Raw genomic sequence first — 23,844 nt, forward strand, 5'->3', positions numbered from 1 at the left:
AGCTTAATTCATTTCGCCTACAGCGTTTCGCCGAATGCGATCACTTGGTAAAGGTGGAATGTTCCTTTGCCATCCAAGCCAATGCGGATGAACTTGGCATCGATTCCCTCTGGGAAGTCGATCATCCATTCACCTTTCATCTCGTCCGCGGCCCAGACCTTTTCGAAGTGTTCGCCATCGTTGCTGGTCCAAACCGTCAAGCCTTCGGCACGTTGGTGGAATTGGCTCTCTTTACGATTGACCAGTTTCAAGTGCTTGATCTTCGCTGGCTTTGCCAGGCGGATCGTCAGGTACGGCGAATCGACATCGTGATCGGAATGGAACGCAAAATCGAAATCTTGACGCGAGTCAGCGGTCAGCAGCAATTGTGGGTCTTCATTCCAATTCGAGTTTCCGAAGTGGGGACCGAATTTGATTCTGGCATCGAAGGTGACTTCGGGACTGCCATCGTACGAACGAAGTTCCGGCGGATTGCGGTACGACGCACCGGTCCATCCGTTTTCCGAGACTTTGAACATGTTCTTGCGGCTGGTCAGGTATTCGATCAAGTCCAAGAACTGGATGGGAGCAATTTGCTTTGCCAAGCCTTCTGGCATCGAGCTCGCCTTCATCGGCTTTTCGATTTCGATGTCGTCAAGCAAGATCGTTTTCTGTTTGCCGTCTGCGATTCCGAGCGTGATTTTCTCTTCGTCTTTGGCGATGACGAATCCGTTAAAGGTGTCGCCATCGACGGTCAAAATGTTGACCGTTTCGAAGCCTTTGCTGATTTCCGCGTTGGGCATCAAGACCGAACGAATGATTTGAGACTTGTTCATTCGCGATCCAATGTCGGAAAGTTCTGGTCCGAACTTCTTGCCAAGGTCACCAATCTGGTGACAGACCGAACAAACTTGTTTGAAGACCGCTTCGCCACGTTGTGCGTTACCACCGCGTAGGTTGGCGAGGGTACCGATCGCACGCATTCGATTACGTTCGGACGCGTCGACGTCTTCGGCAATTTCCAGCGGCAACACGGCGGCTCCACCAGGACCGTTGATTTGGCGATAACGTTTGAAGTACGCCTTCGCCGAATCAGAGCTGCTGGCGAGGAAGTCTTCGTCGTTTTCCTTGCCGCCCCAGTTCGACTCGAGTGCGTGCAGCGTGTGCTCAAGCGTGTAGTCCAACCAGTAATCCATTGGCTGGCTTGTGATTGACAAGGCCAACGTGACCGCATCAGGCGTGTCCAGGAAACTAATGCCACGAACGGCTTCCAATCGTACACGTGGGTGCGTGTCGGTGGTGGCTTCTGCCAAGTAGTCGTGTGCGTTATCGATTCGTGTGATCTCGTTGGTGATCGTGTGAATCGCGGCAGCACGCGCCATTGGGTTGTCACTGCCGAGGATTCGATCCAACAGCGCCGTGTCGACCTTGCGGAAGCTCTCTTGAATCCACATCGCTTCGCAAAGCTGTTGTGGATCGGTTGTGTCTGCAATCCAGTTGTCGATCGCGGCAAATACTTTGGCTTGATCACGATCACGCAACACTCTACGCACGCGATAGCGGGTGCGGAGTTCAGGTACGAGCAGTTCTTCTAGCAAGCGAGCTTCGGACATGTCGGTCAAATCGACCTTTTCCAACAGCGGCTTATTCTTGTTGACCATACGGTAAACACGGCCATGGGTGTGGTCACGATTTGGGTCACGCTGCGAGTACTGCATGTGACCGATCAAGGCGTTGCACCAGTCGCCGAACCAGAGTGCCCCATCGGGACCGATTTTCGGATCGACGGGCCGGAAAATCATGTCGGTGGACGACAGCAGGTCAACGATACGTTTGCCTTCGTAACCCGCTTCGTCCTCTTGGGCATTCAGGTCGAAGCGCGGCAGTCCGTGCATGTTGATCACACACGCATAAATGAATTGGCCCTGGATTTCATCAGGCAGATGTCGTGACAACAAGAACTCGTTGCCAACCGCAGGACGCATGCCCTGGTTATCAAAGACTGGGGTCAGCGTTTTTCGAGTGTTGATTTCCTTGCCGGCGAGTGGCGAGATCCAGTGCTGTTGTGCGTTGGTCCCATCGCCGATGATGCCGTTGCCCCATTGGTCGAACACCAAGCACCACGGGTTCCCGTATCCAGGTGTCCGGTAGTGCAGGAAGCGACCGTTCTTAGGGTCATAAATATAGGCACCGCCGGTACCTTTGTTACGGAACGGCCCCCAAGGGGTTTCCAATGTCGTCGACAATGCCACGCCTTCGAGCATGTGCAGGTAACCACCGTGTGAAAACTCCCACGCACCCATGGTGTGGTGGGTATCGTCGGTGGCGATGCCATCGATCAGGTGAGTGACTTCGTCGGCCTTGTCGTCGCCATCGGTGTCTTTGAGGAACAGAATACGTGGCTCGTCAACGACCATCACTCCGCCGTTGTAGAACTCGAATCCTGTGGGGCAGATCAGCTTGTCATAGAACGTGGTGCACTTGTCAGCTTTGCCGTCGTTGTCGGTGTCTTCCAAAATCAGCAGGCGATCGCTGGGCGGTGCCGCACCGGGTTGCCACTGGGGATAGTTCGGCATGCAGGACACCCACAGGCGGCCTTTGGCATCGAATGCCAACTGGTTGGGGTTGGCCAGCTCGGGGAACTCACGCTCGGATGCGAACAGCTTGACTTCCATCCCATCGGGAACGTTCATCATGTCGATCGATTCTTCCGGCGTGGGGTAAACCAACTCGGTGGGTTCACGCATCTTGCGGAAGTTATCGTCTCGCGTGCCGAACATCGTTTCGGGGATAACGACTTCGCCGGTTTGCGAATCGTCTGGTTCGGCACCGACGGGTTTGTTCTGAGAGAGGTCCCAAATGTATTGGTCCCGTACCGAGACCATGTTGCGAATCTTGCGGTACTCGCTGGGGAACGTTTCGGTATCCCAAGTGCGGCGTCCGCCATAGACATACCAACCATTCAGCATGCGATAGTCTTGCAAGTGCAACCAGGACTTGTCGTTGACCCATTTCTTAACCGTTTCAAAGTCGCCTTCGGAACGGCCATTTGGGGCGTCGAACAACGCTTGCTCCAGCAGCTCGGCGACAAGTTCGTCGCCTTGTTCGTTCAGGTGCATCCCGTTGACGGTGTACTGCGTTCCAGGTGCTTGGTTGAAGGCTTGTTCGGTTTTGGTGAACAAGTCAACGAACGGTGCATTGATCTCGTCCGCCAGCTTTTCGATCGCGTCACGGTAAAGCTTCAACGCGTGATTTCGGTCTGACGCGTCAGGATGCAGCGCGTTGCCGGTGGACTCGAATGCGGCCGGGCTGACCAGGACAAACTGAGCTTTGCTGCCGGAGTACTTGTTGTTGACCTCGCGAAGATAGCTTTTGTAACGCTTGATGAATTCTGCGACCGAAGCTGCATCTGTACCGGCATAGGATTCGTTGGTGCCATAGAAACACAGATAGGCTTCTGGCGCGAAGACCTTCAGCGGATCATCAATGTCGGTGTAGTTGCTGGGGCGTTGGCGGACAGACACTTCGTCCGCTGGCCAACAGAAATTACGAAATTCGATTTCGGCTTCGGGGTTGGCCAGGTGCAACCGTGTTTCGAAGTTCCCGTACAAATTCATCCTTTCGCCAAGCGAGCCACCCACGGCGACCAACTTCAGGCCTTTCCGTAAATCAAGTTGCGGCGATTCCGCTTGCGTCGTCGTGTTTGATGCCACTGAAATCAGCGACAGCGTGACGAATAAACCTATCAATCGCTTCATGTTCGTCCTTTGCGATAAAAACAATGTCCGAAGTTGAAGAACGCTTCGGGCAAGGATGGAGGTGGGCGGTGCAGATCAGGCAATGCTGCCGAGAAGCCGCCGTTCGGCTGCCGTCGATCCGCAGGGGGGCGAGAACGACAAGATTGTCGTCATTCGCCGCAGTATAACCCAAAAGGCGTTTTTCGCTGCCGCATCCGAGACTGAGAACCAAACTTATTCAGAAAAGCATCATCCATAGTCAACTGAAAGCAGTCTTCAAATTGTGATCGCCACCCATCTGTTCAGGACGTGCAGCTGATGACTGGTTTTCAGTCCCTTCCCTTTTCAATACCACTCTATGAGGTAGTCTGCTGGTGACGGGTTGGTCCGGAAGACCCGCCTTGTTTGCGAGCCAGACTTTCGCGGTTGATAAAGCAGTAGATGAATCACTCCGACTTAAACACGCCGGCACAATTGGTGGCAACGGATCATGACACATCGGCGGTACCTCAAAGCAGCAGCGTGGCGAGCAGCATTGAGCGGCGCAAGAGCTGGACGCGGTCATTATTGTCCGGGCTGCTGATCTCCGGAGGACTTGTGGCGTTTGTCTTCGCGTGGACCTGGGGAATCGGAGGTCGTGCGTTAGCGGAGCGGTGCGCGACAGACTTCGTGATGCCAACCGGCTTTCTCTGGTTAGCGATGCTTACTGGGGCGATCACGTTCTGGAAGATGCGGCGAACCTTGGCGGCTGTGATCTGCGCCATGGTGTTTGTCTTTCTGCTGACGTTCTTCAATTCGATGATCGCCGGAGTTTTCTATCGCACGACCGAACTCGAACTGAGCGAAAACCCCATGCTCCAGGTGACCGAGCCTCTCGACGCCGTCGTCTTGCTCGGGGGCTACGCGGTCCGCAACCAGTTTGGTGAAGCACAAGTCAATGCCGACGGGGAACGCTTGGTAACGGTCGCCAAACTCTGGTACTCAGGTAAAACGCGAACAATCATCTGCACCGGAACCGCCCACATGGGCGACAGTCACCCTTCGGTTCTTGGCCGCGAACTGCTGGTGTCGCTGGGCGTCCCTGACGAAATCATCTTTGAAATTCCTGGTGAAAATACATCGCAGGAAATGCAGTCCATGAAAACTTTCTTGGGTGATCCACCAGCGACTTGGCTCAAGCATGTTGGCTCCACCGACGAAGCTGCGACAACAGAGTCACAGGACAGCTCCAGGCGTCTTGGTCTGGTGACAAGTTCGTATCACATCAAGCGAGCACTGCGACTTGCCGAAACACAGGGCATTGAGTTCACCCCGATCCCTTGCGGTTTCAGTTCCTCAGATAACGACTGGACACCTCGCCAATTGATCCCCAATGCGAGCGCTGGCAGCAAGATGGCGTCTGTTTGCAAAACGTTTCTCGCTTCGCTAGTGGGCCGGTGATGGATTGCCCGTCGCCCAAGCCGTCTGTCACGGTTCTTCGAAAAACGTCGGCATGTGAAATTCTGTTGGCGCGACTGGCGAGGCTTCGCCTTATCATACTTGTATTGCTTTCACTGAAAGGTCCTCTGCTGACCTGGGTAATACTCCTTCTAAGAAGGGAAGGTGTTAACAAAGTGCACAGCCAAGCAGCGGCGAGGTGTATGCACGCGTGGGAGTGAGATCAAACGGAGTGCTTGCCCCTGCTACCGAGAGTGTGCCGGGGCTTGCTTCTCGAACGGCATCGGGGGCGCTTGTGTGGGGGGCCATTGTTGTGGCCATCACTCCCCATACAACGGTAAGGCACCGATGGGGACACCCTTGGCCAAAACGGCCCATGGGATCCGATGGAGGGAGGTTGAATAATTTGTTACGGTTTTGAACGGATGTAGGCTGGTCCCCTTGCCACAATGAGGTGTCGGGACTCCGCTACAGAAGGGTTTTCTTGTGAAAACTACCGGCGGACACCCGCCAATAAACTGAAAAACGGAAGAAGCGAACATAAACTCTGTCGGAAATTCGCGTTTTTCACGAATTTTGAACGCAGAGCGTTCGTTAATTGCTTACAACCGGCCAATCTGGGCAGGCTGATTGCCTCCAGGTGTTGGTTGTAGCAGAAGAGATCCAGTTGAGGTTCGCGGAACATTTTGGCCTTAACCGCGTTTTATGACCGCATACTCACCCGAATTGGGATAATTTCAATTCGGGGGACAGAGATTTGGGTGGTGACAATGCCTTAACTGGAGGCGGGGTGCATCATTTTGATGACGCCGCTTATGGACGATAATAAATGTTTATGACTGAGAGAGTTTACCTGAACGAGCCAACCTACTCGCAACTCGTTCAATGAGCCTGGAAAGCTTTTACCCCCCAAGAGCTAGGAGAATCAATGAGTAAGAATGTGTTAGTGGTGGACGATCACTTGGTAATTCGGATGGGCCTGAAAGCGATGCTTGAGGGAACAGACTTGGTCGTTGCGGCGGAAGCATGCAATGCTGCCGAAGCAATCGCCGAAGTTGAGAAGTCGACCCCCGATTGCGTCCTGATGGACATTCGAATGGAAGGTGGTGACGGCCTTAACACGCTGGGTCGACTGAAACTGGATTATCCTGACCTCCCAATCGTTTTGTACTCGGCTTACGACAACCCAACCTACATCGCTCGTGCCGTTGCACTGGGTGCTGCAGGTTATGTCCTCAAGTCGGCTCCGAAAGAGCGATTGATCGATGCGTTGACGACTGCAGCAAACGGCGAATCCGCTTGGACCCGCGAAGAATTGCGTCGCGTGACCGGTGCTTTGGCGACGCCACGCTTGAGCCAAGACTTGGATGTCCCGTTGACCCATCGCGAAAGCGAAGTTCTGCGCCAGATGGCACAGGGACTGACCAACAAAGAAATCGCAAAGATGCTGGGTATCAGCTACGAAACGGTCAAAGAGCACGTGCAGCACATCCTGCGCAAGATCGGCGTGACCGACCGCACACAAGCTGCTGTTTGGGCCGTTCGACGTAACCTCGTCTAACTAAGCCCTGCTTCGGCAAGACAATTTGAGACGGTTGCTTGGATCCAATCCTAGCAACCGTTTTTTATTTGCGCAAGCAAATCCTCGGCTCGCTTGGTTACCTCGATACCGGCAAATCGTTTTAATCAAAACCTTCGATTTTCGATTGATAATACTTGCGGCCTAGTGCGGCATCGTTACCTTTTGACGTACTCGCCTAACACCACCAAAAGGAGTTTGGAATGGGCACTCGAATTCCGCTGAGCCGTGTCGAAGAAGAAGCTCGCTTGCGTCAAGAACGTTTGGACTTGAGCATCGCTGAGATGGGCTTGTCCGTCCGTACGACCAACTGCTTGGAAGAGACAGGCATCTTGACCGTCCGCGATCTGCTTCAGGCGACGCCAAAGCGATTGTTGTCCATTAGCAACTTCGGTGAAAAGACTTTGGGTGAAGTTTACGCGGCGCTCGAAGAGCTTGGCTTCTATCGCCCGAGTCGTCGTCCCGATCAGCCGCGTTAATGCTTGGGGCCATCGGCCACGGCCCTTCTGCCTTTACTTTCGGACTGAATTAGATTCGTATGCGTTTTCCTCGTCCTTGGAGCAAGAAACGGGGAAAGCGTTTTGTCGGGACCGAACTGCGGAGCCTGCTCTGGGAGACCGCGTTCTTCACCGGAGTCTTCCTCGTCGGTGTGTTCGTCCTGTCGCTCGTGCTCATCGAGCAACTGGCGACCTGGGAATCACTCAAGCAGTTCAAAGACCTCGCTTCATTCGACCCGTCCGGAAATGTTCCAGAACTCGATGGCGGATCGCTCTCCAGCTGGATCTTTGGCATCGTTGGTGTCGCCGCGATCCTTAGCGGTGGCGGTGGCTTGGCGTACCGTCTGTTCCGCGTCGGTGCCAGCCACGAACGCAGATCCGCGCTCGCAAAGAAAGCTCAGGCGATCGAAATCATCGTCCCGGGCACCGAAGGCATTGAACGGATGCCCTCGGTTCCACGCGGTGACTTCTTAACCGATAGCCCAGGGGAACGACTGACCTATCGAATGGCCGCTGAACACTCCGGCGGATCTGATTTGTTCGGACCAGCGCTGTTGGCTCTACTCTGGAACACCGTTTGGTTTGTCCTGTTAGCCGTCGTTGTTCTCGGATTCTGGCACAATCAACCCCGTTACATCTTGGCAGGGCTGCTCCTGCCGTTCGCCGGTATTGGCTATTGGTCGTTTCGTTACTTCTTAGTCCAACTTCGCAAGTCTGTTGGTGTGGGCGCGACGATCGTCGAAATCAGCGACCATCCGCTTTATCCAGGCCGTAAATACCGTCTGTTCGTCTCCCAATCCGGGAAGCTGCGGTTACGACGATTAAGGATACGGGTAGCGTGTGAGGAAGAGACCGTCTACCGTCAGGGCACCGACGTTCGCGTGGAAAAATATGAAGTATTCACGCAGGAATTATGTCATGAGCGTGATGTTCGAGTTGACCCACAGCGACCTTGGGAGCAACAATTCACTCTCGACCTACCATCCAATGTGATGCACTCCTTTGTCGGGTCGCACAACGCGATTCGTTGGAAAGTCATTGTTACTGGAGAAGCTCGCCCGTGGCGATCGTTCTGCCGAAGTTATCCCGTCGTCGTACATCCACCGGGTTTGCCGCCGAAACGCAGCCCGCGGTGAGTATCGAATTGTGTCGCGAGAGCGGCATCTATGAAGGCGGATGTGAGCTGACCGCCAACTGGCGTGTCTCACGTGTCACGCTTGATCGCGTCGCTGCAATCGAGCTGTCGGTGCTGTGGTACACCGAGGGCAAAGGCGACACTGACCTAAATGTCCACTTCTTCCAGCGATTTGAACAAGAGCAAGTTTTAAGAAGCGGGTTGGCCGACCGGCAATCACTTCACTGCGTCTTACCAGCGACTCCACTGAGTTATCACGGTCGCTTGATTCGCTTACGATGGTGCGTCCGATTGCGACTGTTTATGGCTAACGGCCGTGAAGTCGTCACCAACCAGCCTTTCTTTCTTGTCGCACCACAGTCTGGTCAAAACGGAACGGCTGTCATTCGTTCCGTCTGATTCTTAACGGTGCTGCCAAGACCGTTGCTTGCCGTTAGTGAAACGTTCAGCGGCTTCGCGTGAGTGAACGCAGTGGAATTGCTTCACGCTTGATTGTCGCGGCAATCTCTTCAAGAAATCGATCTGCGTCGACCGGATATCCAGCCGTAGGCCGCAGCGACTCGGAACCGACTTGGATCGACTGAAAATACGCGTTGAAGGATTCCATCGCTTTCTCCCGCAAGTACTTCGCCACCATCGACGAAAACGCGACCGGCGTGAACGTGTCGCCTTTGACCGTAAAGCGAATACCGAAACTGTGCTTATTGAATGGCACTTGATAGCGGCTTTCTACTTTTGATTCGCTAATCACCTGTACCAGCGTGTCGTCGAACCCAACCGATAACGGCGCTGCGTAGTAGCGGCGACCACCATGTCGGTCGCAAAAGACTTCTACAGCCTCCTTGTCGCCAGCAAATCCCAGCTCCAGTTGTTCGCGCACAAGCCCCAAGGTCAGTTCACCAAGGATGTCTGATTTGTTCAAACCTGCGTCGCAGAGAGCGTTGAACCGCGATGCGCAGATGACACGAGCTTTTACATTCAGCAATCGCAAGCCTTGACAGCGCCAGTGCTCCACAACGGGCGCCGCGTCGTTGCAGTCGATTTGCTCGCTCGCAAATTGATTCAACCACGGTGTCGCCACTAGGTCTTCGTGATCGTCACCGGCGAGGTCGCGGGTCAAACGCAGTGTCGCTTCATTGCCGCGGTACGCAAGCCAACCGGCTTTGGTCACCCACTGCAAGACATGATAAGGCGGGACGACGGGACGGGCGGTGGAGTGAATTGCCTTGCCTTTCTTCGGCTGGAACACCGCTTTCGAATCGTTAACGATCACGCGAGAGGACAGGACACTCACCGGATCCCGGTAGGCTTTAAAGACGCTCTGGAGAGTCTCTCGCGAATGGTCAGCAAGGATCGCATCGTCAATCTGCCAGACCGATGCGGCAACAACGAGCGGCCCAAGCTTGGGACCATAACCAGCTTCGTCTGTCGCAATCAAAATCATTCTGTTTTCTTTGTCTCGGGCCGCCTGACTTCTTCGGTCAATCGTCGCATCCTATCCCGAGATTGACGGGATGCACCAGGGTGGGGCCAGGATCAAGCAATTGCTCGTCTACACCCGCCGAGCCTCGCGACTGTCCGATCGCTTTGTTTTGCGTGCAAGCTGAATTGGCACCAGCTTGTCACTCGTCAAATTGAACGCCGCTTAGAGCCGCCGTTTACGTCGCAACGATGTGAGAGAAACGATTGTGTTCAGGAGAAGGAGAAATCACGTCCCTCTGCTCTTTCTTTCGATCATGTTTGCAAACCTTCGAATTTTAATTGACTGAGCAGAATCGTTCATTTTGTAGGGATAGCCCCAAACAAAATAAGAAAAGTGCCTCGGTCACAAAGTGCCCAATGGGCTAGGTTTGAACACCTTCAAACCAGGATAGCTACCTTGAACCTGTCTTGCGTCCAACGTGCATGCGAACGAGTTGTTCGTGTGGTCGATCAGGCATTGCCCAGCGCCTATCGAACGGGCGACGCAGAAAAACTGCGTGTTGGACGCCTGACGGTCAACAGTGCCATCATCGTATTCGTTGCGGGCACAACTTATTCGCTGGTCTATGCAGTGATGGGCCTGCCCTTGCCAGCGCTCGCTCCAGGGCAGGCTTTTTTTACTGCCCCCTTGGCTTTCTTGCTTTTCCGGTGGACGGAATCGACCAAGATTGCCGGCAACATGATGGCGCTGACATGTTACGTCGGAGTTGGCGGCGTCCTATTCACGACCGGTGGGATCAATGCGACCGGGTTGTGTTGGTTCTATTTTGCTCCGCTGATCGCCACAATGATTGGTGGTTGCCGATCGGGACTGTTTTGGTACTCCGTGTCTGTAGCGACTCTGGTCTTCCTCTACTGGCTCGACGACTACTATCTGTTTCCCACCACACCGATTCCTGCTGCGTACGAGAGTACCTACCGACTGATCATTGCCGTAGGGTTGATCACGGTAGTTGTTGCGGCTGGGCTGTCATTTGGTGCGGCACAAAAGGTTTCCGCGCAAAAGCTGCAGTCCGCAACCGAACTCGCTGAGCAAGCTTGCGTGAAAGCCGAACTTGCTCACGCATCGGCAATGTTGGTCGTCAATAACGTGGCTGAAGGATTAGTCATGGTTCGGCTCGATGGTACCTTCGCGAACCAGCCATCGACACGATTTTGTGATTGGTTTGACCTCCCAGAATCTGGCCAAACGCTTTGGGGATGGCTTCAAAGCTACGACCAGGCGCTAGCTGATGGCCTTGAACTCGGCTGGGAACAACTTTCTTATGATTGGATGCCGATCGAACTCGGTATCGAGCAACTACCAAGTCGATTTCATTACGATGGAAAAGAATTCAGGTTGGGATACCGACCGGTTCATCTGGGAGATCGCTTAGAACATCTCCTGGTTATCTGCACCGATATCACGTCCGAACTCGAAGCAGAACGGGCCAGTGAAGTTCAGCGAGAACAGATGGCCATTTTCTCCCATTTCGTTCGTGATCCGAAAAGCCTAATTGCATTTGTCAAAGAATCCGATCGGTTAGTTTCAAAGCTCACATCAGGAAAAGGATCTGACGCCGAAGAGCGTCGCTGGATCCACACGCTCAAGGGAAACTGTGGGCTATTTGGCATGAATCAATTCTCCCGCTGGATTCATCAACTCGAAAATGAACTTTGTGAGGAGGTTGGCGGCTGCACCAACTCGCAGCGAGACTTGATTGCCGCCCAATGGACATCGATCCGGAGTCGAATTTCAACGATCATCGACATCGAAAGGGCCGACCAAATCTCGATCGACAAAGAAGCTTTTGAAGCGACGCTGCTGGCGGCAGAGAACGGCGCATCCAGTGAGGCTCTCGCGATGATGATGCGCCGATGGAGTTGGGATCGAGTCAGTAAACGCTTGGAACTGATTGCGGAGCGTGCTCGTCAGCTGGCGCAGCGCCTGGGAAAAGAAGAATTGGAAATCGATGTGCTTGCAGCCGACATCCGGCAACCGCATTGCGAAAGTTGGAATGCTTTTTGGGGCTCCGTGGTACATGTGGTGCGTAATGCGATCGATCACGGCATTGAACCAATCGATGAACGTATTCAGCTCGGGAAAGACGCGAATGGTCGCGTTCGTCTGAGAGCACAAGAGTTTCCGGACCTATTTGTCTTCGAAGTCGCCGATGACGGCGCCGGGATCAACTGGGTCAAAGTCGCCGCCCGCTGCAAAAAGCTAGGGTTTCCTTGCGAAACCAACGACGAAATGGCAAATGCGATCCTGACCGATGGGTTTTCAACGAAAGAAACCGTCACGGAAATTTCCGGACGTGGCGTCGGGATGGCCGCTGTAAAGGAAGCCTGCCAGATGCTGGGTGGAGAGATCGAAATCGAATCCAAACCCAATGAGGGTACAACGTTTCGATTCATTTTCCCCTCCTTCGACAAAGCCAATACAACCAACGGTGCGATCAAGCAGGTGGGGCCAAGTTCCAACTAGCACGAATGCTGTAGTGGGACTTTTGCGAACAGACTTCAATTGGCGATTGATTCAATTCACCTCCAATCAAAACGCCACGGTTTGAGCCATCCAATCGGTACGGCTTCAGGTCTCTTTTTTGGTTTGTCCCGCCAAGACGTAGTAGAAGACGGGCGTTAGGAAGATCCCGAAAAACGTGACGCCTAACATCCCAGAGAACACTGCGACTCCAAGTGTCGAACGCATCTCTGCGCCAGCTCCACTTCCTAGCACTAGCGGCACGACGCCTAGGATGAAAGCCAGTGAAGTCATGATGATAGGACGCAGACGCAAACGACACGCTTCAATGGTTGCATCAAATTTGCTAAGCCCTTGCTCTTGCTGCTCGTTGGCAAATTCAACAATCAATATCGCGTTTTTGCTTGCCAAACCAACCAGAACGACGAAGCCGATTTGCACAAAGATATTGATGTCCATCCCCGCCAATGCGACACCGATCACCGAACAGAGCAGGCACATCGGGACGACAAGCACGACGGCGAAAGGCAGTTTCAAACTTTCGTATTGAGCAGCCAACACCAAGAAAACGAGTACGACTGCGAGTGCGAAGACAATCAACGCTGTATTGCCTGATTGGATTTGCAAGTACGTCAATTCGGTCCACTGGGTATCAAATCCAAATGGCAGAGTGTCAGCAACCACTCGCTCGACGGTCTTGATCGAGTCCCCGGAGCTGACACCGGGCACAGCCAAACCGTTGATCGCGGCAGCGGCGAAGCCATTGTAACGCTGCACCGACGCGGGCCCCGTTACGTCGTGCACGCTACACAACGCGCCCAAGGGCACCATCTCTCCACTGACACTGCGGACGTAAAGCTGTGTGACTTGCTCTGGCGAGAGACGGAACAACGGATCGGCCTGCAAGTTGACCTGCCAGGTTCGCCCGAAAGCATTAAAGTCGTTGACGTAGTAGCCGCCAAGATACAACTGTAGCGTCGTAAACACATCGCTAAGCAGAACATTCATCGCTTTGCATTTTTCGCGATCCACGTCGACAAACATCTGCGGCGTGTCCGCACGGAATCCACTTTGCATGCCCAAAATGTCCGGCTGAGAAGAACCTTCACGGGCCAACTCGCCAGTGACTTTCTCCAGTTCCGAGAGCCCGATCTGCCCGATATCTCGAACCATGATCTTCAGACCACCGCCGCTTCCCAATCCGTCGACTGGTGGTGGACCAAATACGGCAACTCGGGCATCTAGAATCGACTCGGCTGCGGTTTGTCGGATTCGCATCGCGATCTGCTCAGAATAGAGCGAGTCATCCTGACGATCATGAAACGGGTCCAAAATCACAAAGATCGATGCAAAGTTCGAGCCGACAGCTCCCTGCACAAACGACTGCCCGACAACTTCAAGCATGTGGTCGACGCCCGCCATATCGCCGAGATCAGCATCGCGGAGAGCAGCGTCTTTCGAATGCGTGTTTTCGGATTGGGTGCGACTTTCCATGACGGTCTTCGCGAGATGCTGGCTATCGCCATTCCGCTTCCCCAACAATGCGTTGCTCAGCTTTGCGACAACCTTTTCGGTGCGTTCCAGCGACGCCGAATCGGGTAGCTGAATGTCGACCAGCAGATACCCCTTGTCCTGAGATGGCACGAAGCCGGCAGGAACAGTCGTCATCCCTTTGTAGGTCCCCCAGATCAGTCCGGCGTAAATCACCAACACGATCACGGACATCCTCACCAACCACCCCGCCATACCGGCGTACACCTCTGAGACCGTTCCAAAAAAGCGATTGAAAAGTTTGAAGAACCAGCCCAACGTCAAGTTTAGAAACCGTGACAGCCAATCTCGCTGGTCGGATTTCGGTCGCAGCAACAACGCGCTCAACGCGGGGCTAAGAGTCAACGAATTGACCGCACTAAAGAAAGTCGATACCGCAATGGTTGCCGCAAACTGTTTGAAAAATTGCCCGGTGATGCCTGAAATAAACAGGCACGGAATAAACACGCACATCAGCACGGCCGAGATCGCAATAATCGGCGTGGTGACCTCAAGCATTGCCGCTTTCGAAGCCTCGACCGGTCCCATCCCGTGCTCAAGCTTATGTTCGATTGCTTCAACCACGACAATCGCATCATCCACAACGATCCCGATCGCGAGCACCAATCCGAAAAGTGAAAGGTTGTTAAGGCTGAACCCGATCGCCGCCATCACGGCGAAGGTCCCAATGATTGCGACCGGTACCGCGATCAACGGGATGATTGCGGCACGCCATGACTGCAAGAAAACCAACACCACGATCGCGACGAGAAAAATCGCGTCACGAAGTGACTTGAAAACCTCGTGAATCGATTCACTGATAAACGGCGTTGTGTCATAGCTAATCGTGTATTCGACGCCTGCCGGAAAACCTTTCCGTAGCTCGTCCATTTTCTCGCGAACGCGATTGGCGGTGTCGAGTGCGTTCGAACCGGGAAGTTGATAAATCATCAATCCTGATGCCGGAACGCCATCAAGCTTACATTTGGTGTCCTCAAACCCCGCACCAAATGCAATGCCTCCAAACGTGTTTCCTTTTTCGTCCGTTCGTCGGTCAGTCGCGACATCGCGTAACCGGACAATCTGCCCATCCTGGCCAGTCTTGATGATGATGTCCGCAAATTCATCGGCCGTTGACAATCGCCCGAGAGTTTTCAGCGTGTACTGAAAGTCCAAACCACTCGGGACGGGAGGACGCCCCAATGCTCCCGCCGCAACTTGAATATTCTGCTCTCGCAGTGAAGCAATCACGTCACCAGCAACCAAGCCCAGTGCGGCCATCCGGTTCGGATCCAACCAAACCCGCATGCTGTAATCACGCTGGCCGATGATCGTGATGTTGCCGACTCCTTCGATCCGAGCCAGTTCGTCTTTGACGCGTATCGTTCCGAAATTGCTCAGGTACAGTTGATCGCGCGTTTGATCAGGTGAAAAGAAGGTTACCGCCAGCAAGGAACTTGCGGATGCTTTGACGACCGAGACACCAATGTTTTTCACCTCGGTCGGTAAAGTCGGTGTCGCCAAGTTAACTCGGTTTTGAACTAGCACCTGTGCCATGTCCAAATCCGTGCCAACTTCGAACGTCACTGTCAACGAATAGCCGCCGTCATTGGTCGATTGGCTCGACATGTAAAGCATGTTTTCGACGCCGGTGACTTGCTGTTCGATCGGCGCCGCGACCGTTTCAGCAACGACTTCGCTGCTAGCCCCAGGATACTTGGTAGTGACCAATACGGACGGCGGGGTAATCTCCGGGTATTGGGCGACCGGTAGCGTCCAGACGAAAATGCCGCCCGCAAGCACAATCAGAACTGAAATAACGCTAGCGAAGATTGGCCGATCGATGAAGAACTGCGACATGGTTGAAATTCGGGTGATGGACGGTGATGGATGCCAAGAACGCCGGTTTCACACTGATGGATTCATTCCGACGAATTGGCAATCGGCTCGACGGTCATTCCCGGTTGCACCAGTTGCATCCCCTTGATGACGACCGACTCACCAGGCTGCAAACCCGAAAGTACTACTCGATCTTTGTCACGACGATCGCCGATCTCTACCGAACGAAACTCGATCTGCTTTTGGTCATCAATGACGTAAACAAACTTTGTTGCCTGATCAGTCCCAATTGCGGTATCGGGAATCAACACTGCCTGATGCGGAGTTGAAACCGGCAATTTCAGACGGACAAACATCCCCGGAGTCAACAGTCCGTCTACGTTGTCAAAAACGGCGCGTAGACGAGACGTTCCGGTCGTTGCATCGACTTGGATTTCACCATATTCAAGTGTCCCTTCGTGAGGAAACCCGGTCTCGTCTTGTAGCTGCAACCAACACGGGATCTGAAGTTCACTCAGTTTGTCAGCTTGCTTGAAGTCGTCGCCGGCAACCTCGCGTTGTCGCCGCATAAATTTCAACCGAACACTTTCGTCGACATTGGCCACCGCCTTAATCGGATGAATACTGACGACGTTTGCCAACACAGAACCGCCCGTCAGCCCACCGGTGACGAAGTTTCCTTCATCAAGCAATGCGCGATCGACTCGCCCAGTGATCGGTGTAATCACTTTGGTGTAATCGACATCCAGCCTGACGCGTTCTGCATCCGCCTTCATTGCAATAAGACGCGCGGCGGCTTCGGCAACTGAAGATTTGTTTTGCTCGTATTCCTCAACCGACATTGCCTGTGATTGGATAAGTTTATCCGAACGAGCCAGCTTCTTTGTGGCCAAGTCGAGCTGTGCTTCGGCAACTTCGATCTGTGCTTTTGCTTGGTCGTAAACCGCTTGATACTCGTCGGGCTCGATCGAAAACAGCAAATCTCCCGCCTCCACCGTCTGCCCATCGGTAAAGTGCGTTTTTTCTAAGAAGCCAGAAACTCGAGACCGAATGGAGACACTTTTGTCTGCCTTGAGGCGGCCAACCAATTCAACATAGTCGGTGATTTCTTCCTCAATGGCATCCGCAAAGATGACCCTTTGAACTTTCGCCTGGCGTTGGGAAGCATCCGCAGAAACAGAGGAGCGGTCACAGCCTATAAATAAGGCGACCATCGCAAATGCACCGACCGAGGCGATTGTGGATTTCATGAGTTCGTCAATTTGTCTGGCCAAAACTGCTCCGTGAGCAATCGACGCTCACGGCGAAACGTGTGACTTGCCGCAACGCTGTGTCCAGATGATACCTGCACCGAATTGGGTACAACTTACAGCGTGATTCCTTTGTGCCTGACAGGTATCATGCGATTAGTCGGTCACATGAGGTACGATTTTACAAGCGAATGCTTGCCGCAACCAGAATAGCGCCTGCAAACTTCAAGGCGCACTTTTGCCAATCATTGAACTAACGGCCGATAGACTTTATCAATGTCGCGTTATGTTCCCGCGAAAGTGACGTTCTGTTTCGCTTCAATGGCGTGAATGTCGAGATTATTGTCGACGCAGCTTTCCTGCGAGCTAGCGGTGCAAACTCGTGGATGCGATGGCGAGTGACATCCCTTGCCAGTTTGCTATTCTCGAAAAATCCAACCAACTTGCGTCATGTAGAGTTGGTTGGAGCTACTCAAGATTTGAGTGTCGGACTTGAAATCACCCAGCGGCAAACAGCTGTGGCATCTTGAGATCCAGTGACACTATTTCGAACTTGCCGCGTCAATGTCGACCGAAAGAATTCCCACAGACGTCTGGCCATGTTGGGGTACCAAGCGTAGACGCAAGCGATCAGCGACAGTCTTGTCGGCAGGATGAACTGTGTTGTAGTTGTCCGGCAGCACGCTGTACTGGTCCGTATTGTAGATCCGCATCGTTTCCCATTGCTGCCCTTTTGGTACCTGAACCTCCCATGACATTGGTACTTGCACACCGCCTTTGTCATCGTAGAAATAGACACCGACGCTGCGGATTTCCATCGGTTCATCCAACGAAATTTCCACCCACTGTTCCTTGCCGGTTTGTGGCCAACTGGTCCAGCGCGGGATCGAAGTGTCAGCGGAGGATTTTGGCGTATGCTTCATTCGCATCGCATCGACATTGTCTTGAGCGAAAGTGTGAGATGCTTTGACCGCGGCAAACCGCAAGTTATCCGGCGAAGTAAGGTCAGGCGTCGCCAATGTTTCATTCTCAGGAAACCACACCTGCATCGAGCTACGGTCGCGATTACTCCAAGCAAAATACGGTAGCAATCGCAAAGGGTGATCCGAGGATGCCGATTCAAGCTTTCGTTCTTTCGCTGCGACGATCAACTCAGGCCAGCCCTTTTCCGTTGCCTCTTCCTTCACTTGTTTCGAGTCAAACTCTGGAACGAAAAAACGCTGAACCGCACCGTCGTTGTCAATTCCTTCGGCACAATAGACGACTGGCCCTCGAGAGAAGCAAAAACGACCGCGATTCGCTTCTACTTTGTCCACACAGAGGTTTTTCCGTACCGGCATCGGCAAAGTCAATTGCACGTTGTCGCCGGCTTTCCATTCACGCGACAAGCTGACGAAGCCGTCAATGGCCTCAGCCTGAACCGACTCTCCGTTGATTTTGACTTCCCACTGCGGTGCCGGATCGGCGAAGGAATACAACTCGCCAGGGACCAGCTGTGCTCCCGCCCAAGTCGGAATGCGGAGACGCAATGGGAATGTGACACTCTCCGTTGGCTTCACATCGAGGTTGATCGTTCCAGACCAAGGATAGTCAGTCGTCTGCCGTAGCTTTACGGACACACCATCTATCGCAACAGTTGTCGAATTGCTGCCGTACAATACGCAATCGACGCTTTGCTGGTCGCTGGCATACATGTAGCCTGAAACCTGCGGGATCAAGCGAGCAATATTCGAAGGGCAGCACGCAGTGCCAAACCAACCGCTACGCGGCTGGTGCCTCTGATCGGCTTCCAGTGGGTTCGGATAGAAGAACGTCGTGCCGTCTTCCCCCATCCCGGCAAGGCAGTTGTTTAGTAACGCGACTTCGGCAACATCCACATACTTTGCATCTCGATACTTGAGATACATTCGCATGTTGAAGAATACATTGCCGACCGCCGCACAGGTTTCAAGATAGGTATCCTTGTTGGGCAACACGTAATCTGGCCCAAAACCCTCGATGCCATGAACCGCCCCCAATCCTCCGGTGATATGCATTTTGCGATCAACGATATCGTGCCAAATGTGACCCAAGGCTTCTGAGTAGTCATCTGAACCTCGCAGACTATCGACCTCGGCCATCGCTGCGTACTGATAGGTCGCACGGACAGCATGCCCGGTGGCGGTCGTCTGCCTCGCAACCGGAAGGTGTTGCTGTGCGTACGCAGCCGAATTGACTCCATCGCCATCGGGAACAAAGGTCACTCCACGGATATCCAAAAACCGCTTTGCCATTCGCAAGTAAATGTCTTTCCCGGTATAGCCATACAGCTTCAGCAAGCCGATTTCGATTTCCTGGTGTCCCGGCGCCTGCATGATGGGCTTGCCATTGTTGTAGTTTGGATCACCTTCAAAAATCGCTCGCCGGACGTGGGCCGCATTCTTCTCCGCAACATCCAACAATTCCGTTTTGCCGGTGGCTTGAGCGTATGCAACCGCGGCTTCGTACAGATGCCCGACGTTGTAAAGCTCGTGGCTATGGATCAGGAAACTGTATGGACGGTCTCCCATCTCATTCTTGTGGATCGAACCGGTGATGTGTGGGACGTAAAGGTAGCCGTCTGGCGATTGAGCTCGAGTGATCACCTGGATGATGCGATCCATCATCGCTTCGATCTCGTCGTTAGGCTCCGACTGAATCATCAACGCCGCACCTTCCATCACCTTGTACAAATCGGAGGTGTTGAAGCGATGTGGCTCTGGCTTTTCCGTCTTGCCGCCACTCTCCAGCCACTCCGCGCAAAGACGCAGTCGCCGCTGAGCAACTTCGGTGTTCTTGAAGGCATGCGGCAAAGTATTGTTGACCAGCAGCCGAATTCGCGGCTGCCAAATCTGATCGTCCATCGTCACTTGATCAAACGACACAAACCGCATCGGAGATGCTGGCTGGTTCCCCTGAGCAAGCCTCTCCAGCGATTGACTGTCTTGGCAATAGCAGCCAGCAGAGAAGACGACTGCGGCAAGGCAGGCCAAGAAAAACGATTTCATTCGAACGAACATTGAGTTTCTTTCAGGGAACGCAAAGATTGATTTCATCTACGGTGTCATGCGGCGAACCGATTGCAAACTCTTACGCAACCGTAGGATCAATTGGATTCTCTGCGATCGAGAGCACCGGTGCAAGAAGCAGTGCGATATGGGGCAGACGCAGGGCAATTCAGCGATGCGTCGAGCAATGAGCTTGACGCCGCTCGTCCATCGGCTAACCGTTGGAAGGACTTCGGCTATGCCCAGGACTGGACGAACCGGCCCATTCGCGAGCTGCGTCAATCTCACAGAGAACGTCACGAACTTCGTCAGCGTCGGCCAAACCGGTTACCAAGAGAGCAGGCGAATTCATTCGCCTATCGATGCGAAAACAAAGTGTTTTCAACTTATGACGTCGCAGGAGTGGTCCCTGAACCGTGGCGTAAGAAGAGACCTCGCGAAAATGGAAACGCTGGTCAATGACGACGAATCCGCCGGAAACAAGTCGTAGGTAACAGCCATCAACCATCAAACGCAGATTGTTCGCCTTCAATCTCGCTGACCGTCGAAAATATGAAACGTACAAAACGGAACCAAGTACGCCGCAAGCTGCTAGGCCGCCGAGCATGTAAAGACTGAACCAGCCAAACCAAAACCAGATATCATCGTTCTTGTGGAAGGGCGCCATCGCCTCCCTGTAAAACGCAAATGCGATCAAGATGGCGAACGGAAATACGATGCCGAAACATCCAAGCTTTGCCTGGTCAGACAAATAACCAAGCAGCTTCATTCGGTCGATCTCGAATTCGATTTCACGCGGGTACTGGTCTTGAAAATCCAATTGCAAACTCACGAGTTCGTATGCTCGGCCGAAACCCCAAATAGGATTGCGATCTCTTGACGGAAGCACGGATTGCACGGTCACGTCGTGCATTGTGGCCCGACACCAGAAAGACGTTTAACATCCCCGCAAGCATCCAAACGAATGTGTCGACTTGCGAGTGTCGCATTTCACTCCGCCGAAAGTAGCGTTCTACACCGTTACTTTCGCGGCGTAGAAAGCGATATTGGGAAAAGTCCATTTAAAGAAACAACCGTCTGCGAAACTACTTGGCCGATTGACTCGGAGTCGCATCACCAGAGTCGGTGAAATAGGTTGCGTCTTTCGCGGTACATAGCGTTGCATCATCCCAGGCAACATAGACCGTTGCTCCAGTTTCGACATAAGTAGCCTTGCCATTTCCGTCGCTTCCGGTGATGATGATTTCATCTCCAGTGAGTGTGAGCCGCCCCATGAACGCAAAGACACGAGGATTAACAATCGTTTTCGTGGGAACGTTAGCACTCGAAACAAACACCACCTTCCCCTCAAAGTGATTCTTCAGGTGGAGAGATTCTTCACTATCTGCCGCAAAGGAAAACGCAGCGAATGCGAGAGATACGGTGCAAGCAATGCCCGCTACAAGATTGCGTCTATGATTCATTGGCAATCCGATTGATAGGTGGTGAAGTAACAGTTGATTGGTTCCTCATTGTCGTCTTTCACTTCTCTTAGGTGGCGTTCTTCCCGATTATTTGCCAAGAAATGGGCGACTTTTGGGCGGTCCAAATTTTGAAACCAGCAGGCGTCTACGGTAGCAAATCTTTCAGCACAACATTCACTTCAAGCATTTCCCCTGCACGCCAGACTTGATTTCCCAACTCCGTACCAGCGGGCTGGAGGAACTAGCAGTAAGGGCGTCGACCGGTCTGGCTGGAAACAACAGAACAACTCTTGCACGCTCAAACATTGAGTCTGCAACAATTCCAACACCCCGTATCGGCAGCGAAATAGACTAAACATATCTTGCCAGCCCGCACGATCACGTCTGGGTTTTCGATGGAGTCTAGGCTGTAACCGATTTTCGGTGTGTTGACGTAGGCAAGGAACTGGGTAGAAGAAATCGGCTAATGCCTAGACCGCAACTTGTATTTCCGCCTGGAAACGCTCACGGTTGGCAAACCGCGGAATCGAATACCCCGCGTGCACGGCAAAGCGATTTGCCGGATCTGTGTCAGTTAACGTTTCGCCCGAACTGACAAGGCCCATTCAAGACCGTCCATCTCGAAAATTGAGTGCCGCATCCAATCAGGTGCGTCAAACGGTTCAAAACAATCTTGGATGTCGTCGCAGTTCTGTAACCATTGGAAGTATTCTCGGTCCCACGGAAGTTTTTGTTGCACATCGAAAGATGCGGTCACCTCTGGGATTCGTTTGTGAGCCAGTTCGTAGAGCCCAACCGCATGCGGGTCGATGAGGCCCATCACGTCGTCGCCAAACATGTATGACCGATAACTTCGCAGCATGCGATTCATTCCCTCCGCGAACCTGCCAGCATCCCGATTGGCAATCGAACAAATGACTTCACGAACGGAACTGACGTAGGCTGGTCGGTTTCCCTTCGCAAAAGTGCCTACGGTTTGACACAGCAAATCTCGATCACCAGTGACGATCGCCTGTAAAGCATCGCAAATCTGAGCGTAAGAGCGGGAGCTTGGTTTCTCGTTACTCCGTTGCCACAACTCGATGAGCCGATTCAATGCCAAATGGTCGTGAGCGGCAAGCGCCATCAACATTGGACGCCAAAGTTCGTCTAACGCACCCGCAAAATGCGATGCGACCCAGTGATGGCGAGCCGAGAATGAAAGACGTAACGCAAGTTCGACATTGGAATCTTTCCATAGGCGTCGACAGATTCCGTCGGAAATCGCGTTCAACGGGTCGAGCGGGCTACACATTGAAAACTTTGCGACCAACCACTGGTCGTCAGAGAGAGCTTCGTGAAGCCGGTTTTGCCGTACAAGCTTGAGCGTATCGTCATCTTGTGCGGTGACTCGCTCGATCTCCTCCGCTAAAACTTTCCAGACGCTCCGCCAACCACCAGAAATCTCACCGTCCAAATGCTCATTGACGATACGATTGACTTTTGCAGTGAGCTTCATCGGTTAGCTGGGCTATTGTCTGTTTCGCCCACAAAGCGTCACCTTGCGCCAGTGGACCGCGGTAGGCAACACCGGGTTCCTCGGTGTCGTCTGGGTGCTCCATGAACCGACACGAGAAATCATTGTCTTCTCGAAGCGGTGATGGTTCTGGAGTAGTGATCGAGGCGTCCAAGTTGATCACGGGATTCAATGTTACGCCATTGAACCGCATTGCGTAGTCAAACGAATTCACTTCCTGGTTTCGATGAATTGAAGGTAAATCCTGTTATTGCCTTCAGCTTCCAATCGTCAGATTTCTGCTACGACACGTTGCCAATCTTATCGCATGTCAGAAAGTGTGCGACCAGTAGTAGGCGCGTCCCTTTGCTTTGTCATACGCAATGCACTCGCCTTGGTCGCCGTCAGTTGGATTGTACCATTCAAACAGATAGCCATCGTCCACGACAAGTGACTCACGATCATCAGTCGCGCCAGGATAGTCTGCGTAGCGGTAGACAATGAACTGTGTTTTCTCTACACGCTCGACGTTGGGTTGTTGGGCGGCCCATGCGAGGAACTCCGTTTCTGATGTTGTGAATTCAAAATAGGAGTTTGGGTTCCGGATTCCCGGATGGAGGGCGAAATGAATTTCCGAGGCGTCGCCAGGCAGCTTGCGAAACGCGAAATCTCCAATGGCTACATCAGACGCAACGTTCCCTCCGCATCCGACAAGCATCGCCACAACGAGTGGCAGGCAAAAGACTAGCGTGCGATGGAGCATTGAAGTTCAAATTTGGCAGAACAGAAGGCGTAACGGCGATCGACTAACCACTTCAAAAATCTCCACTCGGCGACTTTGTTTCAGGCTTGGTTGGTTGAGTTTCCACCTGTTCCTATCGAACCGTTTGAATGGCGGAAACGATGAACTGCGAACGCTACATTCACGGCA

16 protein-coding genes are annotated in these 23,844 nt (G+C 53.1%); 6 read left to right on the forward strand and 10 right to left on the reverse strand.

Annotated features, from left to right (window positions below; all coding sequences use genetic code 11):
• Positions 1 to 17 precede the first annotated feature (17 nt).
• Positions 18 to 3,737, reverse strand: a complete 3,720-nt coding sequence (locus CGZ80_RS12350) for a PVC-type heme-binding CxxCH protein (protein ID WP_094414775.1) — start codon at positions 3,735 to 3,737, stop codon at positions 18 to 20.
• A gap of 420 nt (positions 3,738 to 4,157) precedes the next feature.
• Here CGZ80_RS12350 and CGZ80_RS12360 point away from each other — a divergent pair, with 420 nt between their 5' ends.
• From CGZ80_RS12360 to CGZ80_RS12380, 5 genes are all read left to right on the forward strand, one after another.
• Positions 4,158 to 5,156 carry a YdcF family protein gene (locus CGZ80_RS12360; protein ID WP_094414779.1) on the forward strand — a complete coding sequence of 333 codons (999 nt, stop codon included), beginning with the start codon at positions 4,158 to 4,160 and terminating at the stop codon, positions 5,154 to 5,156.
• Positions 5,157 to 6,081: 925 nt separating this feature from the next.
• Positions 6,082 to 6,714, forward strand: a complete 633-nt coding sequence (locus CGZ80_RS12365; RefSeq protein WP_094414781.1) for a response regulator — start codon at positions 6,082 to 6,084, stop codon at positions 6,712 to 6,714.
• Positions 6,715 to 6,935: 221 nt separating this feature from the next.
• Positions 6,936 to 7,211 carry a DNA-directed RNA polymerase subunit alpha C-terminal domain-containing protein gene (locus CGZ80_RS12370; protein WP_094414783.1) on the forward strand — a complete coding sequence of 92 codons (276 nt, stop codon included), beginning with the start codon at positions 6,936 to 6,938 and terminating at the stop codon, positions 7,209 to 7,211.
• A 59-nt stretch (positions 7,212 to 7,270) separates the two neighbouring features.
• Positions 7,271 to 8,365: a hypothetical protein gene (locus CGZ80_RS12375; RefSeq protein WP_094414785.1), complete on the forward strand. Its 1,095-nt coding sequence runs from the start codon at positions 7,271 to 7,273 to the stop codon at positions 8,363 to 8,365.
• Complete coding sequence (locus CGZ80_RS12380; RefSeq protein WP_094414787.1) at positions 8,362 to 8,763, forward strand: hypothetical protein; 402 nt, start codon at positions 8,362 to 8,364, stop codon at positions 8,761 to 8,763. Before CGZ80_RS12375 ends, CGZ80_RS12380 begins: the two co-directional genes overlap by 4 nt.
• A gap of 46 nt (positions 8,764 to 8,809) precedes the next feature.
• Here the strand turns inward: CGZ80_RS12380 and CGZ80_RS12385 are convergent, their stop codons facing one another.
• Positions 8,810 to 9,808 (reverse strand): hypothetical protein, encoded by a 999-nt coding sequence (locus tag CGZ80_RS12385; RefSeq protein WP_094414789.1) that lies wholly within the window; start codon positions 9,806 to 9,808, stop codon positions 8,810 to 8,812.
• Between the two features lie 435 nt (positions 9,809 to 10,243).
• Here CGZ80_RS12385 and CGZ80_RS12390 point away from each other — a divergent pair, with 435 nt between their 5' ends.
• Positions 10,244 to 12,313 (forward strand): ATP-binding protein, encoded by a 2,070-nt coding sequence (locus CGZ80_RS12390; RefSeq protein ID WP_094414791.1) that lies wholly within the window; start codon positions 10,244 to 10,246, stop codon positions 12,311 to 12,313.
• 105 nt (positions 12,314 to 12,418) lie between these two features.
• Here CGZ80_RS12390 and CGZ80_RS12395 read toward each other — a convergent pair whose 3' ends face one another.
• From CGZ80_RS12395 to CGZ80_RS12430, 8 genes are all read right to left on the reverse strand, one after another.
• Positions 12,419 to 15,700 carry an efflux RND transporter permease subunit gene (locus CGZ80_RS12395; RefSeq protein ID WP_094414793.1) on the reverse strand — a complete coding sequence of 1,094 codons (3,282 nt, stop codon included), beginning with the start codon at positions 15,698 to 15,700 and terminating at the stop codon, positions 12,419 to 12,421.
• A gap of 62 nt (positions 15,701 to 15,762) precedes the next feature.
• A complete protein-coding gene (locus CGZ80_RS12400; RefSeq protein ID WP_103296299.1) occupies positions 15,763 to 16,929 on the reverse strand; it encodes an efflux RND transporter periplasmic adaptor subunit in 1,167 nt (388 codons plus the stop codon).
• 542 nt (positions 16,930 to 17,471) lie between these two features.
• Positions 17,472 to 19,967, reverse strand: a complete 2,496-nt coding sequence (locus CGZ80_RS12405; protein WP_198953675.1) for a glycoside hydrolase family 127 protein — start codon at positions 19,965 to 19,967, stop codon at positions 17,472 to 17,474.
• A gap of 202 nt (positions 19,968 to 20,169) precedes the next feature.
• Positions 20,170 to 20,787, reverse strand: a complete 618-nt coding sequence (locus CGZ80_RS12410) for a hypothetical protein (protein ID WP_143543898.1) — start codon at positions 20,785 to 20,787, stop codon at positions 20,170 to 20,172.
• A gap of 253 nt (positions 20,788 to 21,040) precedes the next feature.
• On the reverse strand, positions 21,041 to 21,418 hold the full coding sequence (locus tag CGZ80_RS12415; RefSeq protein ID WP_094414800.1) for a hypothetical protein: 378 nt from the start codon (positions 21,416 to 21,418) through the stop codon (positions 21,041 to 21,043).
• 574 nt (positions 21,419 to 21,992) lie between these two features.
• The gene (locus tag CGZ80_RS12420; RefSeq protein ID WP_094414802.1) at positions 21,993 to 22,916 is read right to left on the reverse strand and encodes a hypothetical protein; all 924 of its coding nucleotides are present in this window, start codon (positions 22,914 to 22,916) and stop codon (positions 21,993 to 21,995) included.
• Entirely contained in the window at positions 22,879 to 23,148 is a 270-nt protein-coding gene (locus CGZ80_RS27950) for a hypothetical protein (protein WP_094414805.1), read from the reverse strand. Before CGZ80_RS27950 ends, CGZ80_RS12420 begins: the two co-directional genes overlap by 38 nt.
• A 96-nt stretch (positions 23,149 to 23,244) precedes the next feature.
• On the reverse strand, positions 23,245 to 23,676 hold the full coding sequence (locus tag CGZ80_RS12430) for a hypothetical protein (protein WP_094414807.1): 432 nt from the start codon (positions 23,674 to 23,676) through the stop codon (positions 23,245 to 23,247).
• Positions 23,677 to 23,844 lie beyond the last annotated feature (168 nt).

Source organism: Rhodopirellula sp. MGV (assembly GCF_002251265.1).
Lineage (GTDB): Bacteria > Planctomycetota > Planctomycetia > Pirellulales > Pirellulaceae > Stieleria > Stieleria baltica_A.

What these genes read in the sequence shown, in the direction of transcription:
- CGZ80_RS12415 (WP_094414800.1), bottom strand. Translation starts at nt 21,418, where the DNA reads ATGAATCATAGACGCAATCTTGTAGCGGGCATTGCTTGCACCGTATCT.
- CGZ80_RS12360 (WP_094414779.1), top strand. Translation starts at nt 4,158, where the DNA reads ATGAATCACTCCGACTTAAACACGCCGGCACAATTGGTGGCAACGGAT.
- CGZ80_RS12350 (WP_094414775.1), bottom strand. Translation starts at nt 3,737, where the DNA reads ATGAAGCGATTGATAGGTTTATTCGTCACGCTGTCGCTGATTTCAGTG.
- CGZ80_RS12370 (WP_094414783.1), top strand. Translation starts at nt 6,936, where the DNA reads ATGGGCACTCGAATTCCGCTGAGCCGTGTCGAAGAAGAAGCTCGCTTG.
- CGZ80_RS12395 (WP_094414793.1), bottom strand. Translation starts at nt 15,700, where the DNA reads ATGTCGCAGTTCTTCATCGATCGGCCAATCTTCGCTAGCGTTATTTCA.
- CGZ80_RS12385 (WP_094414789.1), bottom strand. Translation starts at nt 9,808, where the DNA reads ATGATTTTGATTGCGACAGACGAAGCTGGTTATGGTCCCAAGCTTGGG.
- CGZ80_RS12375 (WP_094414785.1), top strand. Translation starts at nt 7,271, where the DNA reads ATGCGTTTTCCTCGTCCTTGGAGCAAGAAACGGGGAAAGCGTTTTGTC.
- CGZ80_RS12365 (WP_094414781.1), top strand. Translation starts at nt 6,082, where the DNA reads ATGAGTAAGAATGTGTTAGTGGTGGACGATCACTTGGTAATTCGGATG.
- CGZ80_RS12405 (WP_198953675.1), bottom strand. Translation starts at nt 19,967, where the DNA reads ATGTTCGTTCGAATGAAATCGTTTTTCTTGGCCTGCCTTGCCGCAGTC.
- CGZ80_RS12420 (WP_094414802.1), bottom strand. Translation starts at nt 22,916, where the DNA reads ATGAAGCTCACTGCAAAAGTCAATCGTATCGTCAATGAGCATTTGGAC.
- CGZ80_RS12400 (WP_103296299.1), bottom strand. Translation starts at nt 16,929, where the DNA reads ATGAAATCCACAATCGCCTCGGTCGGTGCATTTGCGATGGTCGCCTTA.
- CGZ80_RS12430 (WP_094414807.1), bottom strand. Translation starts at nt 23,676, where the DNA reads ATGCTCCATCGCACGCTAGTCTTTTGCCTGCCACTCGTTGTGGCGATG.